The sequence below is a fragment of the Chitinophaga ginsengisegetis genome, from assembly GCF_900168065.1.
Classification (GTDB): Bacteria; Bacteroidota; Bacteroidia; order Chitinophagales; family Chitinophagaceae; genus Chitinophaga; species Chitinophaga ginsengisegetis.
On the sequence record NZ_FUZZ01000001.1, the window covers coordinates 706560 to 724324 of the forward strand.

The following is a 17765-nucleotide window of genomic DNA, read 5'->3' on the forward strand; positions in this document are numbered from 1 at the left end:
GGGTTTTGCTGTTATTTTGCGTTTGCCTCAAGCGCCTTCGCCACTGCGGCGTAGGAGAGCTTCCGTACAAAAGCCTCTGTCCAAAGCCCTATTGGCTCACCTGGCCGCCAGGAGGAATTCGCCCGGCTGTCTAAAGGGCTCCAGATGGTAATGCCATAGCGTTGCTTAGCAGGAATGAGTTCAAAATATTTATCAATTACGTACTTGTACATGTCTGCCTGTGCTTTATAATGTTCAGCAGTAGCCTCCGTTGTTTTTACGCCTACGCCAAGATCCAGTTCAGATACTTTTATCAGTTTACCTGTAGCAGCCAGCAGCTTAAACATTTCGGCTATATTTTCCTTACTGGTAGTGGTGTTGATATGCATTTGTGTACCAATACCATCTACTTTGGCGCCTTTGCTTTCTATGTAGTTCACATATGCAATCAGGCCACGGCATTTGTCGAGGCTGTACTCCAAATTGTAGTCATTGATAAAATGGATATCCGTGGCGTTGCCATATTGCCTGGCCATTTTGAACGCGGTTACGGCATAGTCCTTACCCAGATAATCCTGCCAGAAGAAGTCGTCAGCTGCTGTACTCGGCCGGCCAGCAGCTGTTTTTAACTCATAAGGGTTATTATCATCCATTGGTTCATTTACAACATCCCATGCTTTCACGGTGGATTTTCCCGCTTCTACCATGCCATTCATCCATTTATCAAGTGCGGCTGTGAGGATGTACTTTTTTTCTGCTGCGGTTTTTTCCACAATGGTGGTAGTGCCGCCTGTAGCTTTTGCGTTTTTCAGTACCACATCATCGATGTAAACAGTACCGGCAAATTCACCATAGCTGAAAACCAGTCGTGTTCTGTCGGCAGCAGTAGCCGTAGTGGCAACACTCACCTGCTTCCATTCGGTAGTAACCGTCACCTGGCCATATCCATTGGAGGAATAGTTGGCGCTTTGCAGCTCCGGGCGGATTACCCCTTCGGCGGTTCCTTTTACCCAAAAGCTCAATTCGTAAGTTTCCCCGTTATCCAGCGGGGCTGCAAAGTCATAGCTGGTTTGCACATCCCAGTAGTTGGCAGCTTTTGCGGGATTGGTTACATAAAAGGCTTTGCCTTTGTTGCCAACACCCATGCCATCGGCGGTTACGCCACGGGAGGAGCTGCCACCCCAGCCTCCCCAGCCGCTTCCGGATTCAAAATCACCATTGGCAACGAGGTTGTTCACTACCGGTGCGCCTTGCGTATCGTATACATACAAATTATTTACATCGATGTAATAAGTTACGCCGGCTTTGTATCCGAGGTCGAAATGCAGCTTAATATTGTCTGTCGAGAAATCATCTATCGTAAAGCGGATCTCTTTCCATGAAATCCCCGTGGTAAAGGTGGCTGTGGGCGCACCTGATTTGGTCCAGTCTACCGAAGGCGTATTATTATTCAATCCTTCAAAAGAGATCCTTCCTTCGCCGGGCACATCTGACTTTATATACATCACTACTTCATACTTATGTGTTTTGTTTATTGCAACATGCGGAGTGATTAACTGTAAGTCTGTAGCTGCCGACGAGCCTCCTTTTGATACCAGTTTAATAGCTTTGTTTCCGGTACCCATACCTTCGCCATCTGCTACTAAAATACCGGCTCCGGGATTTGCCAGGGTCCAGCCGGCAAGGCTTTTGTCTTTCAGCCCTGCAAGGTTTAAGTCGTTCTGATAAGCCGGAGATGTTACCAGCAAAGGACTGAGCAATCCCTTCAGATAGCTGGCATTCTGATTGGCATGCCACATCAGGGTATGACCGTATACCTGCATCCCTGATTCGGCGGCAGTTTGAAGCAGTGATTTTACTTTCACCAGGTTTAAACTGCCATCGGCCTGCACTACGGCGCCATGTTTCATTTCATAACCCAAAACAATTTCATCGAAGTTCCTGTTGGCCAGGCGGTACATCACTCCTTTATCGAGATAATCCTGTAAACCAAGTGCCACGCCTAACTTAAATCCAGGCTGCGCCACGCGGTTAATGTAGCTTTTCAACGCAGGGTAAGCGTCGATATCTTCCTGGGCAGCGATGCTTTCAGGCTTATCCACGTTGAAGTCGAGCGCTTTATATTTACTGCAGGAAGTAATGACAACAAACGTAATAAAGCTGGCGGCTATTTTATGAAGTTGATTCATATTAATTACTTTAATTGTATCGGACAGAATAATTATTTACTTACCGGTGTAAATGTTTCCATTGTTACAGCCCGGTCCCTTGATACCAACGTATCTGTGCTAGCCACCTGCATACCCGGCAACGTAACCTGGTAATTGAGATAAAGCGCATCACGGTCTTTGCTGCCCCAGCTGTTCTTCTCTCCTTTTTTTACAAACTGGCCGCTTCCGGTGGCCGTGAAACTCCCATTGGCCGCGGAGATGGTACATTTACCACTGTCGTCGAACGTAAGCAGCAGTGTACAATAAATATTAACGCCGTCTTTGTCTTTATATACAACCGGGAACTCCAGTTCCTTCCGGGATCTGGTGTTCAGCATATTTACCTCATCCGATTCAACATATTCTTTATGCCTCACGATCGTTTGATTTACGCTTCCGGACACCACATCTTTTCCCCTGCGCAGATAGTTCCCGTGCCAGGTGTTCACATATTTGATAGCGTAAAGGATAAAGTCTTTTCCGCTCAAGATGGAGTCCGCACCTGATTTGTTGGTGATACGCAGCGGGATCACATAGGTATTCCGGATCGATTTGGGATCATTAAAAAAAGCATCTGTCAGCTGTACCTCTACTCCTCCTGCGAGGCCGCCTTCCGGGATAACAATTTCGTTTGCTGCCAGTGAATAGTAGCTGGCGGGCATGGGTAAGATTTCGTCTTTACCGGCGCCAAACAGCAACCCGTTTCCCAACAGGGAATTATCTACCGCAATGCCAACATGCAGGTCCTTTTTGCTGTAGTAAACACCGCCGGTTGTGGCCATGATCTTACATTTGCCCTGGTTGTCCAGTTCTGTACTGAACACATCTTCCCCGAAAGTAATCGTCCGCACCGGGTACTGGTAAGCGAAATACACCGTCTGGTATTCATAATCCGGGAATACTACCTCTTTGTTGCATGCTGCTGCAACAAAGAGCAGCATGATGGGTATTAAGAACTTTTTCATCTTTGTTAATTTCAAAAATCAAAGAAAAATTATTTAAGTATCAGGAGCATCCTGTTAGCGCCAGCCTTTGTTCTGTTCCAAAGATCCAAACTTGAGGATCTCCCCGTACGGGATGGGACCATAGATCATGAATGGCTGGAACTGCCGGTTTTCCACGTTAATAAAGGAGTAATTATTATTGCGGATACTCACCCCTTTGGCGGTTTCGCTGAGAGGCGCCTTCCAACGGCGAAGGTCCCAAAAGCGAAAGCCTTCAAAGCACAGTTCTATTCGCCGCTCATTCCTGATCAGCGCCCTCATCTGCTCTTTACTGCCTCTCATTTCTTCGAGATAGGCGTCTCCGTTAGTAGTTCCTACCCCGGCCCTGTTACGGATCGCTTTGATAACATCATAAGCGGAGAATCCGAAGGCGCCGGTGCCTGTTGGCCCCCAGGCTTCATTGGCAGCTTCTGCGTAGTTGAGAAAAATTTCGGTATACCGGATGTGTGGTTTGTAATGCCGTTGATTGTTCGCAGAGTTAGGATTCAGGTTAACATCCTGGCGCAACAACTTGCGCAGGTAGTAGCCGGTCCGGGAAGAAGTTTCTACTTTATTCAGCGCATCGTTGGTGGGCCCATCTGCCGCAGTGTTGATCACTGTATTATTCGGGCCAGCGGTGCCGCCGTTAACCAGGATAAACATCCGCAGCCGGGGATCGCGGCCTACATAGGGATTGGCAGGATCATAACCGCTGGCTGCATCCGTAATCGGAAGCCCGTTCGCCATTGGGAAAGCATCCACCAGGTTTTGTGTTGGATTGATGCGGCCATTGCCAAATAAGCTCGGTGGGAAATTAGCCTGCTCCAGATCACGGTTGTCGCCGTAGTTATTTCTCCAAAGTATTTCGGAAGGATTTGCCCCATCGGCCAACCCGGCAATTTCGGAAGCATTGGAATACCAGTTAAGACCATTTGCAGATAAAGCCCCCAGCCCCCCTTTCAGGGCAATTACTTCACCGGCGTAGTTTGCCGCGTCTGCCCAGGTGGTGGAGTTGCCCTCACCGCTGAAAGCCGGACTGGCAGCCAGTAATGCCGCTTTCGACCGGATGGCTTTCGCAATACGGCCTGTGAGGAATCCACGGAAAGCGGAACCAAAGGCGCGGTCATATTGTTCCTTCGTTACAGTACCATACTTTGCGGGAATAAGCGCGGCACTGGCAATGTTTTCGTAATCTGTTGGAAGCAGCTGATCGGCCTGGGCGAGGTCGCTGTAAATCTGCTTCATACAAGCGTCAAAATTACTCCTGGGCTTGTTGAAATCAGCATTTGGCCCCTGCACTTCAAGATTAATGGGTACGCCAAGTACAGCGCCACTTTCAGACATGCCGGCGTGCGCCTGCAGCAGGTGATAATAGAAAAGGGCGCGTAAGCCATGTGCTTCCCCTTTTACCCGCATAGCAAACAATTTGCTCACGGCAGGATCAGCCGCCCATTTCACGGTGTCAACATCCCGCAGCGTGATGTTAAGATACTGAATAGCGGCATAAGCGTTGGTCCACTGATTAAGCGGATTATTATTGGCGGTCCATTGTCCGTTTGCCATTTTCAGGAATGTATTGTTCTGATCATTGGTTACGGCATCGTCGGTAGCTACATCATTGAACGACCATGAATTTGTAGGGATACGGTTATAACCGTTGAGCAGCACGCCAAACGGAAGCCCTGCATCATTGGGGTTATAATTTCCCGGATTCAGCTCCGGGTTATTTTCAATTTCCGGTGTCAGCAGATCCTTGCAACTGGTCAGCAAAAGAACGGACGCCAGCAGCATGATGGTATATCTTTTCATAAAGTGGAATCTTGATTTAGATTAGAACATAGCTTTTACTCCCAGGTTATATAAGCGGGTTTGAGGTGCACTGCCGATGTTCATCTCCATCAATTTACGTTCGGCAGAAAGCGTCAGTAAATTGAAGCCACTCACGTACACACCCATTTCCTTCACTATTTTTTTATTGCCAATCAGATCGCTCATATCATAAGAGATCTGCACTTTAGCCAGGTCGATACGGTTAGCCTTATACAGCCAGAAATCCGAATTGCGGAAATTGTTGTCGCTGTTGAAAGTGGTCAGGCGCGGGTATTTCGCTGACCCGGCTGTTTCTGGTGTCCAGCGGTCTCTTACCACTTCGGAATATTTGTCTTCTCCATCTACCCAGAACCAGGAGCTGTTCTTCATGCCGTAGGAACCGAAGCGGCCCTGGCCCAGCGCAAAGAAGGAGAACTGTTTCCATTTCACACTCACGTTTACGCCTAAGGTAAGCGGTGAACCAAACCAGCCCCCACGGCCCAGGTACACTTCATCACGTGTATCAATCACCCCATCTCCATTCTGATCCTTATACTTGATATCACCCGGTTTTACCTGGCCGAAAGTTTGGGAGGGAGAATTTTTAATATCATCTGCATCCTGGAAGAAGCCCTGGTGTTGCAGCCCCCATATCGCATCCAAAGGCCTGCCTTGTCTGTATTGGTAATTGTCTTCATAAGTTTCCGCGCGTTTTGTTGCGGTTGTTTTATAATAAGTACCTACCAGCCCGATGGAATAATTGATGGCAGATAGTTTCTTATTCAGACTAAGGTTGAAATCAACCCCCATCCGTTTATCATCATTATAATTTATATAGGGGATGAAAGAAGATACCGGCCATCCGGTGGTGAAATAAGAAGGAAACAACACGTTGGGCTGGATGATATTACCGGTAATTTTGTTGAGGAAGAAATTACCATCCAGTTTTATTAAGTTATGAAAGAAAGAACCCTCCAAACCGATACTGATCTCTTCCCTTTTCGGAAAACGCATATCCGGATTGGCTCCCCGCCTGGATTCTGTGGCTTGTACACCGGTACCATCCTTCCAGCCAAACCAGCTTCCCTGTGTGTTGGTATAAACACCCTGGTATAAATAGTAATTGTCAATATCCAGATCAGTATGCAGCACACCGGCAGAAGCGGTCAAACGAAGATCATCCACTCCCCTTACTCCACGCATAAAGGGTTCGTTACTCAACCGCCAGCCCAGCGACACGGTGGGTGAAAAAGCGGTGCGGTTGCCTTCAGGCAGCTTCGCGCTATGGACTACGGCGCCGCTGAAATCAATATAGTAAGTACGACTCAGGTTGTAGCCCAGCTGTAACCCGAGATTAGCATTGCTGACACGGTGGTACACGGCAGATTCAGATTGCTGAAAGCCATTCACCAATAATACTGCGGAAAGATGATGCCTGTTGCCGATAGTGTTCACATAGTTGAACTGCCCGGAAGCTGCAATAGTTTGGCGGTACCAGCTGTTGCTTACATTCTGTACGCCGGAAGTGGCATCCTGTCCGTACTGCGTGAGACTGCTGATCAGATCCACGCCGGAATAGTTGTTCCAGGTGGGTGCATACACGGCATAAGTATTATTGAATGCCAGGTTATAGGACGTGTTATAGTCAACAGCAAAGGTAGACCGGAAGGAAAGCCCTTTCAATAAATTTCTCAGGTCTGCATTCACGCCTGTGTTGAACTGGAATTGCCTGCTGATATAGCGGTTGTTTCCACCTGCATAGATGGCGGCAAACGGATTAGTTTGATCCAGCTGCGTTCCACCCAGCAAATATTTCCCATCAATAATATGGTTACTGTTCTTCACAAATACGTTGGAAGCTTCATCCGTTGTTTCAATCATATCCAAAGGAATGAGCGGGGCAAAACGATGCGGACGCAAGGTAGCCGCGCTTTCCCAGTAATTGGTATTTACACCCCTGCCGGTATAGAAAATGGCGGCAGCATCCACATTACAGGAAATATACTGGTTGAGATTAACATCCACGTTACCACGCAAATTAAGGCGATCGGATTTGCCATTGTCCACCGCCTCGCCAAAGTTGAGCAACGAACCGTTGGTCTGGTAACCGATATTGGTGTAATACCGTGCCTTATCATTTCCCCCGGAAATTTCTGCTGTTACATCATATCTGCCAAAGGCGTTTTTAAGATATTTGTCGGAGTAATAATCCACATTAGGATACCTGTATGGATTTTTACCTGCGGCATAATTATAAATCGTTTCGGGGCTATAAAGCTCAGCCAGTCCGTCGTTGCGGCGCGCTTCATTGTAAAGCGTCATGTACTCTGCTGATCCCAGGTAGTGGGGATAGGCTTTGGGAACATTTACGCCAGCGTTTGCCCGGATGTCGATCCGCTGATTGCCCGGGTTCCCTCTTTTAGTAGTAATGTACACTACTCCTTTTGCAGCCCTGCTGCCATAAAGCGCTACGGCATTCACTCCTTTGAGAAAAGAGATCTGTTCAATTTCTGTGGGCATTACATTTCCTGCTTCACGGGGTACGCCATCAATGACGAGCAGATAGCTACCCATGCCCCACATACTATTTCCATTAAAACCATTTACCCAGCCATCCATATTTTCCAGGCTGTAAGTCATATAGTTTAGTTTCATTTGTGATGCCACGTCTACCGCCGAAACGCCTCCTGGCAGGTCTTTTCTATCCACCTTCCGGAATGCCACCTGTACCCGCTCGTCAGGCATATTGGAGATAGTTTTTGCCGTGGTATCCTGCGCCTGTAAAACCGGTGTCCCGCTTATCAGCGCCGCAGATACTATTAATGCTTTTATCTGATTCATGAATTTTTGAAATTAACAGTAAACGATACATGTAAGGGTTGCACGTTTTACCAACCCGGGTTCTGTGGGAATTCCAGGTACATATTGGCATCCGAATTTTTTAACGGCAGCCAGTAATGTTTTTCGGTATACCTGCGCTCCAGGATCACGGCTTCGCGTAAATTGAGTACCCGGTTGTTCTTTGGATCTGCAGTACTGAACGATGGCGACCGGTCAAACTCCACAGATTTTTTCAGTGTGTAAGGACTTTGGATCAGCAACATCCATCTTCTCAGGTCATTGAAACGATGGCCTTCGAAAGACAGTTCCACCGCACGTTCGCGGCGTACTTCGCTCATGAAGCCATCCAGGGAAGCAGTGAAGCGGGCAGCCACGCGTCCAACACCGGCCCGGTCGCGGATCACATTAATGGCGTCTACTGCTGTTTTAGCATAGTTACCGGCTTTGCCGGTGGCGGAGCCGTAGCCCTGCGCGGCTGCTTCTGCGTACATGATGTATATATCTGCCAAACGCATATAAGGCAGGTGAATGTTAAGCGCCTTGTCGTAAGTCCAGCCATTATCAAAGCGGTTAGCAGTTATCGGAATAAACTTATAAAGCAGGTAACCGGAACGACTGCCGCTGCTGACGTCGCGGTAAGTTCCACCGGTATGAAGATTTGCATAACGGTTTCTTTCGTCGGTAGTGGCGCCCTGCACACATTTAACCCCGTCGAAAACAATATCGTTGTAGAAACGCGGGTCCCTGCCTCTCCATGGGTAAGCCGGGTCATATCCCGATTCCGGATCGGCCTGTGTAATGTCTTTAATAGGCAGGCCGTTAGCCATGCCGTAATAATCAACATAGTTAGCTGTAGGAACGAAGGTGATGGCTTCTTCTGTGATCAAAGCCGGGCCGTATTGTTTGGCGGTACCATAGGTAGAACCATGCGCGCCATAATAAGGACTACGGAAAATAGCTTCTGTACCGCCGGGCATTAACCAGTTCTGACCGGTGCTGTAGAAATTTGTATAGTACTTGGAGAATTCTACCAGCTTATAAGGCGCATCTCCCGACTCGCACAGCTGCAACAACTCACCAAATGCGGTGGCCGCTTTTTTGCAATATTCCAGGTTATATGTTTTGCTGCCGGTGGATACATAATTCATCAACGGACTACCCGCCCACAAATAGTTTTTACCCAGGTAGCCCAGCGCCATAATCTTATTAATACGCAGCTGATTTTTCCCCAGCGTTCTTTTTCCTGCGGTAGTATTATCCCAGTTTACGGGCAGCAGGTTTGCCGCCTCTCTGAAGTCGGCCGCGGCTTTATCTGCACACTCGCTGTATTTGAGACGTGGTAAGGTCAGCTTCTGATCGCCGGGAAGTACCTGGTCAATGTAAGGTAAACCACCAAAATACTGGATGAACATAAAATGAAACCATCCCCTGAAAAACAGCAATTGTCCTTTAATCAGGTCCTTCTCTTCCTGGGTGGCATCTGTTAGTTTATCAATATTTGCCAGGCCCATATTGGCTTTCCGGATACCGTACCATCCCAGTTTCCACATCGATTTTGCAAAGCGGTCGTCGTTGGTACTGGTATTATTCCGGTCCATCCAACCGGCCTGCCAGCCGTCGAACTGCGATTGCCAGCCCCAGAAATCGCCATTGTCTATTTTTACTATAAAGTGAAAATCGCGTGCGGTAGATTGAATTTCATCTTCTCCCCAGTTCCAGGAATTTGTCCAGTAAGCATTGGTAAAATCCGGTATGCAATGATAGAGTTCTTCGGTAAAGCCCTGAAAACTGATAAAGGTTTTAAATGCATTTTCCTCAGACACGATAGATTGTGGTTCCTTATCCAGGAACTTCTTGCAGGATGCCAGGCCAAGTACCATCACTATCCCGGCAAATGCAAGCAGTATCTTTGTATACTTATTCATAAAGATTATGTTTAGAAAGTAAAATTGGCTCCGAGATTGTAACGCTTCACCGTAGGATAAGCTCCCTGTGATGCCCAGCCGGTACCTGCGAAATTTGATTCGCGGTCGTCCGGCATCTTGCTCCATGCCGCCAGGTTATTGCCGTTAAGATATATTCTCAGTGATTCAAGACCCGCCCGTTTTATAAATCCTTTATCGATTGTGTAGGCGATTTCAGCGTTCTTTAACCGCAGATAGGAACCATCATACATATATTGGGTACCGCGGTAATAACCTGCGGGCGTGGACAGCCAGCGTGGCATCGGTACATCTCCGTTGGTATTATTCTTCGACCAGTAACTGCCTTCGTTATAAACCGTGTGTCCCTGGGAACCCAAACTGTTAAATACCACCTGGCGGGTTACGTTATTCACGCCGTAGAATTGTACAAAAGCACTCAGCCCTTTCCAGTCCACGCCAAAGGTGGCGTTGTAGGTATTTGTGGGCCATCCGCTATGCCCATAGGGGATGTTGTCCCTTGCGTCAATCACGCCATCGCCGTTGTAATCAACGATGTAATAGTTGCCCGGTAGTTTCTGGTTGTCGTTGGTATTGTGCATGGTGCTGCCATAAAGCTCGTCCCATGTGTTGTAGTAGCCCTGGCTGACATAAGAATACGCCTGGCCAATCTGCATGCCTTCTGATTTCTGATAAGCCGGCAGCAGTTCGGGGTTGTCGGCTTCGATGATTTTATTTTTGGTATGGGTCATGTTCAGGTCAGACCAAAGCCTGAGTTGTTTCCTGATGGGATAGCTGAAGTGCAGTTCCAGCTCATATCCCCGCGACGTTACGCGGCCAAGATTAGCCACCGGAGGAGTAGTGCCGTAATAAGACGGAACAGACGACCTGTTGGCAAGCAATATTTTGGAACGTTTGTCTTCGAAGAAATCCACCTTACCTTTTATGAACCCTTTGAATAATTCAAAATCGGCTCCCACATTAATTTTCTCGGCCTGTTCCCATTGCACATTCGGGTTACCCACGGTAGATTCGCGGTACCAGTTGAACGGACTTTGCTCAGCTCCTTCGCCGGTGGTACCCAACCGCGACAGCCCGCCATAAGCCCACTCGGTGAGGTATAAGAAACGACCCGCCACGTTATCAAAACCCGTTTGTCCGTATGAGGCGCGGAACTTCAACAGGTCCAGGAATTTTACGTTTTCCATGAAATGCTCATTGGATAAGATCCAGTTCACACCCCCTGAAGAAAAGAAGGCAAAGCGGTAATCAGGTGCGAATTTTTCCGAACCATTATAGGCGCCATTGTATTCGATCGTGTATTTATTCTTGTAGTTGTAGGTAGCACGGAATACCCAATCTTCGCGGTACGAGGGTATCATGCTGCCACTGGCCGTAACATTGCGGTTCAGCAGTCCCATGGCAGTTACATTATGGTCATCTGCAATCGTCTTTGCATAATTCAATTGCAGCTGGTAAAACAACCTCCGTTGATTATCCGTAACGGCGCCTGCTGCCGGCGACCACTTGATGCCTTCCTGGAAATCGAAATTGGTTACGCCATCGAAAGCGCTCTTGTAATATACATTTCCGGTGGCGGGGTCTATCCATTTGCGTTGTACGTCGTGGTAAAGGTCATTCACCCCCCTGTCGCTTTCAACGAAAGTATTATCCATTGAAACAGTGGCATTGAATTTCAATCCGTCCACAAGCTTATCCAGGTTCTGTTCCACCGTGAAGTCGGTAGTGATGCGTGTAGTGGTCTGGTATTGAATACCACCCACTGCGAGGCTCCTTGCCGAGTTTTCTGCGCGTCCTTCATTTGGCGCATAGTAGCCCCAGGAGCCATCCGCATATACCGGCAGGAATACATCCGGCGCCGTAGTATACGCGTCGATCCAGGAGCCGTATTGATTACCCGAAAATCCCCACGGACTTTTCCGCACGCCATATGATCCGGAGAGATTTACTTTAAAAAGTGTAGAGGGTGTTAATTGAAAATCCAGGTTGGAACGGACATTTAATCTTGTAAAACCGAAACCGGGTTTATACCCACGCCTGTTATCGTATATTTTAAAAAGATCGGCTTCATGCAGAAAATCCGCACTGGTGAAATATTTTACAAAACGGGTTCCCCCGCTGATGTTCAGGTTTGCATTTTGTGACGTTGCATAATCCTTGAATAAGGTTTTTGCCCAGTCCACATTAGGATAACGTTCGGCCTCTTCCAGGTTGGCGGGGTTCCGGTATTTATCCAAAATAGCCTGCGGGTAAAAGTTGTTCCAGCTTTCAGGCTTTAATGCGAGTTCGTATTCTATGGCCTCATTAACAGTACGCAAAGCGTCGTACGAATCTGCCTTTCCAGGCAATTTAGAAGGCGCTTTCACAATATTATTTATGGTAGCACGGATGGAAGCTTTGCCCAGCTTTCCTCTTTTAGTAGTGATGAGGATAACGCCGTTGGCGCCCCGCGAACCAAATACCGCCGTAGCCGAAGCATCTTTTAAAACCGTTACGGTTTCTACAGAACCGATATCGACACTGGACATTGGCCGCTCCACACCGTCCACCAATATTAAAGGATTACTGTTATTCCAGGTGCTAAGTCCGCGGATGATCAGTTGAGGATCTTCTTCGCCGGGTAAACCGGTGCTTTGGGCCGTAATAAGACCGGGTACATTTCCGGTGAGTGCAGCGCCGATATTCGACACACCACCGGCCCGTTCCAACGTTTTACCATTGGTTTGTGAAACGGCGGCCACAACGCTCTCCTTTTTCTGCCGGCCATAACCTACGATCACCACATCTTCCAGACCAAAAACATTGTCTTTCATGGTGACCGAAATATTTGACTGGTTACGGATGTTTACTTCCTGCGGTGTCTTTCCTATAAAACTGAAAATAAGCACGTGTTTATCGGCAGGAACGCGCAGGAGAAATTTCCCATCATTACCTGTGCTGGTACTGATTTTTGTTTCTTTTATCTGTACCGTTGTACCGGGAATGGGCGTCTTTTTTTCATCCAGCACCACTCCCTGTACCACCCGTGTATCCTGAGCCTGTAAGGAAGACCAGGGGAGTGTAGCGGACAGCATTACTGCTGTCACAACAAGCCATTTCCATGACTTTGGAGAAAGAATCATTTTAAACATGGAATTCAAAATATTTAATGTTAGGGCAATAAGGGGTTCTGACAGCCAATACAGAACTATCACACCGGCATACCCGGCGGGAACAATGAGATGTGATAAAAAGCAGGACCCCTAAAGTGATTTATCGGATGCTACCCATTAAGTGATGGAACTGAAAATGATTATAACGGGACGTGGTACCCCGGGGGACATTCAAATTTCATAAGTAATCATTTAGTGTTAAATTGACAATTTTTCATAACGGTATCGTTGTAGCCGTTCAGGTGGAGCTGAAACAAAAAACAACAGACGAATCTACAATAGCCCTGTTTATATGAATGGTACGAATCTCCAAAAGGATGGCAATAATGTCTAAATAACGTACAGATGCTGGTTAGCAACCAGTACGGTCCTTAAAATCCGGACTATTTTTTCCCCGTTCTTAACAAGCGGATACTCTTAATAAATATCTCCTGTGAGGCGCCTGCCGGGAACCTGATAAAGAGGTCATGCTGACCAGAAAGATCTTTATTCCGCAAAAGAGCCCGCCCGGAAAGTTGGCCGGGTTTAACCGGAACGCCGGCAATTTGTTTACCGTTCTCCAGGTCGTCAACCAGCACTTTCAGTTCACCACTTTTAGTAGCAGCAGCCATTATCTCAATTGCCCGGGCTTCTCCGGCGGTACCGAAATCTACTCCTGATATCATCAGCCAGCCACCGTGCGTCGAAAAATTAGTGACTACCCAATCATCCCCTCTCTTTATTTTATGTGTTCCATATTGATTGCTGCTTCCAATGGCAGGCAAGGCGGAAAATCCATCTTTACAAACAAAAAAATCGAAATCAACCGGGCCATGTTCCGCAAACAAACCAATGCTGGTACCTACCCAACTGTTAAAATTAGGCTGGGCTTTATCCAAAGCCACGGCACTGAGAGGTGCACCCACTGAGGTCCAGTTTTTACCATCCGTACTGAAAAAGCCACTCAGCTGATGTTCCCACCTTTCCAGTTTAAGCCAAACGTTTCCTCCTTTATTATAAGGTATGTCCCGCAACGTGGAGTTCAACTGAAAAACAATTCTCCCCTGCGCATAGTAAAGGCGGGCATATACAGTTTGGTTGCCATTGGTAAGGTAAATGCCGCCATTCGCTGCCAGCGCATCGGCGTCGAGACGGGTAACGGCTGAATAGAAATGATCTGTTTCCTTTTGCAGGAGGTGGGTTCTCCCGCTGTCGGGAGATAAACGGATCCAACCTTTCCGGTGCGCCAGGGAATACTGTGCTGCTGCGGGTTTTGTCAGGAAATGCCACCAGGCGCCCAGGCTGTCTGTATCAAAATGATCGGTACGCACACTGCGCCAGGGAGTGTTGTCGTTTTCCAGTGCGGGCTTCACTACCGGTCCGCTAACCGGTGGCGCTCCCCATGGACGGTCGCCCTCCCATAGTACCTGGTATAAAGAAGTTTGTCGTCCCATACCAGACCAATCATCCTGATCTCTTTTCTGATAACTCTGCCCGATCGTCCACCAGGTGCCATCCGCCAGTTGAACGGGTGCTGAAATATGATTGGGACGGGCAAAAGTATTGTGCGGGTCAGGGCTTGGTTTGAAAAAATTGCCCAGCCGTTCCCATTTAGTGGAATCGGCCGTGAGGGCTGTTGCCCGCAAAACATACTGACCACCGGATACGTCGCCGGCCGGGAAGTAGTAGTAATATCCATTGCGTTTACACATTACGGGGCCTTCTGCCCAGCTGTATTGCAGGTTTGCATTCATCCAATCCAGGTTGATCACTGAATCCGTGAGCTGGCCGTCCTGCCCAAGCGCCTGCAAGCGGTTTACTTTCTGGCCATTTTTAATTACCATGTATGGCTTTCCGTCGTCATCTACAAAAATGGAGTTATCGTAGCCGAGTGGTCCGGTCTGAGGATTATCCTTCACCCGCACCGGGGCTGACCACGGACCCTGTGGCGCAGCTGCTTTGGAAAACCATTGTCCGCCGGAAGAAAAATAGATCCAATAGGAGCCATAAAAATACGTGATGGCGCCCTGCCATACGCCGGCACCGGGGCGGTCTGCCACCATACCTGTATTTGCCGGCGGCAATACACGGCTGATCACTTTCCAATGTACCAGGTCTTTGGAATGATAAATGGGCAGGTAGGGATTGAAATGAAAAGAAGAGCCACAGTGATAGAAGTCGTTTCCCACCTTCAGCAGGGTTGGATCGGGATGATCTCCTGGCAGAACAGGATTGATATAGGTATTCACTGCCGAATAAAAATGTGTGGGATCTGTTTCAGCGGGCGGCTTCCTGCCAGGGCCACTTTGTTGGGCCAGCCCGTTTTGCATCGTCAGGCTAAAAAATAAAATGACAAAGACAATCGGTTTTAGTAACATTTCGTAAACGTGGTTTTTTGTAGCGGTAAGATAATTCCACGCTCCTCCAACCGGCGGGTACAAATGTTGAAATGAAGGGTAAAAATGTTTTATCCGGCAGTCTGCCACTCATTTCTTACAAAAAAAAACTCCACCGGTTAAGTACCGGCGGAGTCAGGAATATTTTTTTATAAAAACGCCTTACAGGTAATTATTGATGATATTCTCCAGGTACTCCTGTCTGCCGCTTCTTACCGCCGGTTCTCCCTGGGCGATAGCAAAGGCGCGCAGTTCTTCCAGGCCGGCCTTTCCTGATTCAAAGGCTTTTGCTGTATCAACGCTGAAAGAGGCATAACGTTCCTGGCGGATTTTGCGGTAGTCGCTTTTCTCCAGGATTTCATCCGCAGTGATCAGGGCGCGGGCAAAGCTGTCGACACCACCGATATGAGCGTAGAATATATCCGCAGGATCGGTAGAGTTTCTCCTGATCTTCGCATCGAAGTTAATGCCTCCACCTTTAAAGCCACCGCCTTCGAGGATGATCAGCATGGCCTCAGTAAGCTCGTTGAGGTTGGTGGGGAACTGGTCGGTATCCCAGCCATTCTGGTAGTCGCCCCTGTTGGCGTCCATGCTTCCGAGCAAGCCGGCGTCTATAGCTACCTGCAGCTCATGCTGGAAAGTATGGCCAGCCAGTGTTGCGTGGTTCACTTCGAGGTTAAGCTTAAAGTCGTTCAGCAGGTCGTACTGACGAAGGAACCCGATCACCGTTTCTGCATCATAATCATATTGGTGTTTGGTAGGCTCGCAGGGCTTGGGTTCAATAAAGAATGTACCGGTAAAGCCATTTTTGCGGGCATAATCCCTTGATGCCTGCAGGAACCTGGCCAGGTGTTCCTTTTCCCGCTTCATATCTGTATTTAACAGGCTCATATATCCTTCACGGCCGCCCCAGAAAACATAGTTCTCTCCGCCAAGTGCAATCGTGGCATCGAGCGCCGCTTTTACCTGGGCTGCTGCATGGCTTAATACGTGGAAGTCAGGATTGGTGGCCGCGCCATTCATATAACGGCGGTGACTGAACAGGTTGGCGGTACCCCATAATAACTTAACGCCACTCTCCTCCTGTTTTTGCTTCAGGTACTGCGTAAGCGTTTGCAGGCGCTTTTCATTTTCCGCGATGTCGTTTGTGTAGTCAACCACATCTACATCATGGAAGCAGTAATAAGGAAGATTGAGTTTGGTAATCAGTTCAAAAGCGGCATCCGCTTTGTCTTTTGCGCGGGCAACAGGATCTGCGTTCTTATCCCATTCAAAGATGTGTGTTGCTTCGCCAAAGGGATCGGCGCCGGTTCCGTTAAAGGAGTGCCAGTAAGCAACAGCGAAGCGTAACCATTCTTTCATTGGTTTGCCGGCCACTACTTTGTTCTCATCATACCAGCGGTAAGCTAAAGGATTATCGGTACGTGGTCCTTCAAATTTAATGGCATCAATGCCTGCAAAAAATTCTTTCTTTCCTGTAATTATTTTCATATCCGTGTTTTAATAACGCAAATATGACGGGAATTTAAAGGGCTGGCAACCGTTATTTTTGAAAGAAAATATGCTATCTTATCAATAATTTGATAATTTTATCCATTTATATGATAAGATGGGTTATCTTAAGTTTACATGAAAACGATTCTTCAGAAAATCACTAATGATTCCAGTCAGAGCTTCGCCTGCCGTATTTATGAAACGCCGCAGTTTGAAACCAACTGGCATAAGCATCCTGAATACGAATTGATCCTGATATTAAAAGGCAATGGAACCGCCATGATCGGCGACTATGTAAGCGACTACACGGTGAACGATGTATTCTTTATGGCTGGTAATCTTCCGCATTGGTTCAGAAAAAGTCATCCTAAAATGAAGGGGGCCGCCCTGGTTATACACTTCACCCGGGATTGCTGGGGAGATGGGCTGCTGCAAATGGCGGAAATGAAAACCATACAATCCCTGTTGCAAAAGAACAACGGCATCCAGCTGGAACACGCCCTGAAAAAGGAGGTGTCGGAAAGCATGCAGCAGATACACCACGAAAAAGGCTTTGATAAACTGATCCTTTTACTGCAATGCCTGCATAGAATTGGTCATTCAACCCAATATAAAATACTGGCAGAAGATTTCACCGATACAGGCAATGTGCTCAACCCCGTCATCGAGAAAATTATTGATTTCTCTTTTAAACACTATCTCGAAAAAGTGACCCTTGAAGAAGTGGCTGCTATTGCAAACATGAGCGTGCCCAATTTTTGCAGGTTCTTCAAAAAAAATATCAAAAAAACATATTTCGATTTCCTGAGAGATCTGCGCATCAGTCATGCCTGTAAACTGCTTACTGCCACTACGCAGCCGATACTGGATATCTGTTATGAAAGTGGTTATAAAAGCTGGGCGCACTTCAGTAAACAATTCAAAGAAGTAAAACAGCAAACGCCGAGTGAGTACCGGAGAACGTATTTGTACGAATGAA

The 17765-nt window shown here is 47.6% G+C and carries 9 protein-coding genes; 1 reads left to right on the top strand and 8 read right to left on the bottom strand.

What is annotated here, in order from left to right:
- Positions 1-11: 11 nt before the first annotated feature.
- The 8 genes from B5Z18_RS02625 to xylA all read right to left on the bottom strand — a co-directional run bounded on the left by B5Z18_RS02625 (position 12) and on the right by xylA (position 16783).
- A complete protein-coding gene (locus B5Z18_RS02625; RefSeq protein WP_079467838.1) occupies positions 12-2168 on the bottom strand; it encodes an endo-1,4-beta-xylanase in 2157 nt (718 codons plus the stop codon).
- Between the two features lie 32 nt (positions 2169-2200).
- On the bottom strand, positions 2201-3154 hold the full coding sequence (locus B5Z18_RS02630; protein ID WP_079467839.1) for a DUF5627 domain-containing protein: 954 nt from the start codon (positions 3152-3154) through the stop codon (positions 2201-2203).
- Between the two features lie 54 nt (positions 3155-3208).
- Positions 3209-4981, bottom strand: a complete 1773-nt coding sequence (locus B5Z18_RS02635; protein WP_079467840.1) for a RagB/SusD family nutrient uptake outer membrane protein — start codon at positions 4979-4981, stop codon at positions 3209-3211.
- 21 nt (positions 4982-5002) lie between these two features.
- Positions 5003-7822, bottom strand: coding sequence for a SusC/RagA family TonB-linked outer membrane protein (locus B5Z18_RS02640; RefSeq protein ID WP_079467841.1), 2820 nt, complete (start codon positions 7820-7822; stop codon positions 5003-5005).
- 47 nt (positions 7823-7869) lie between these two features.
- Complete coding sequence (locus tag B5Z18_RS02645; protein ID WP_079467842.1) at positions 7870-9747, bottom strand: RagB/SusD family nutrient uptake outer membrane protein; 1878 nt, start codon at positions 9745-9747, stop codon at positions 7870-7872.
- A gap of 11 nt (positions 9748-9758) precedes the next feature.
- A complete protein-coding gene (locus B5Z18_RS02650; protein WP_200817188.1) occupies positions 9759-12896 on the bottom strand; it encodes a SusC/RagA family TonB-linked outer membrane protein in 3138 nt (1045 codons plus the stop codon).
- Between the two features lie 404 nt (positions 12897-13300).
- A complete protein-coding gene (locus B5Z18_RS02655; protein ID WP_143313473.1) occupies positions 13301-15226 on the bottom strand; it encodes a family 43 glycosylhydrolase in 1926 nt (641 codons plus the stop codon).
- Positions 15227-15454: 228 nt separating this feature from the next.
- Positions 15455-16783 carry a xylose isomerase gene (gene xylA, locus B5Z18_RS02660; protein WP_079467844.1) on the bottom strand — a complete coding sequence of 443 codons (1329 nt, stop codon included), beginning with the start codon at positions 16781-16783 and terminating at the stop codon, positions 15455-15457.
- 138 nt (positions 16784-16921) lie between these two features.
- On the opposite strand from xylA, the gene B5Z18_RS02665 reads away from it, so the two are divergent.
- Positions 16922-17764, top strand: coding sequence for an AraC family transcriptional regulator (locus B5Z18_RS02665; RefSeq protein WP_079467845.1), 843 nt, complete (start codon positions 16922-16924; stop codon positions 17762-17764).
- Position 17765 lies beyond the last annotated feature (1 nt).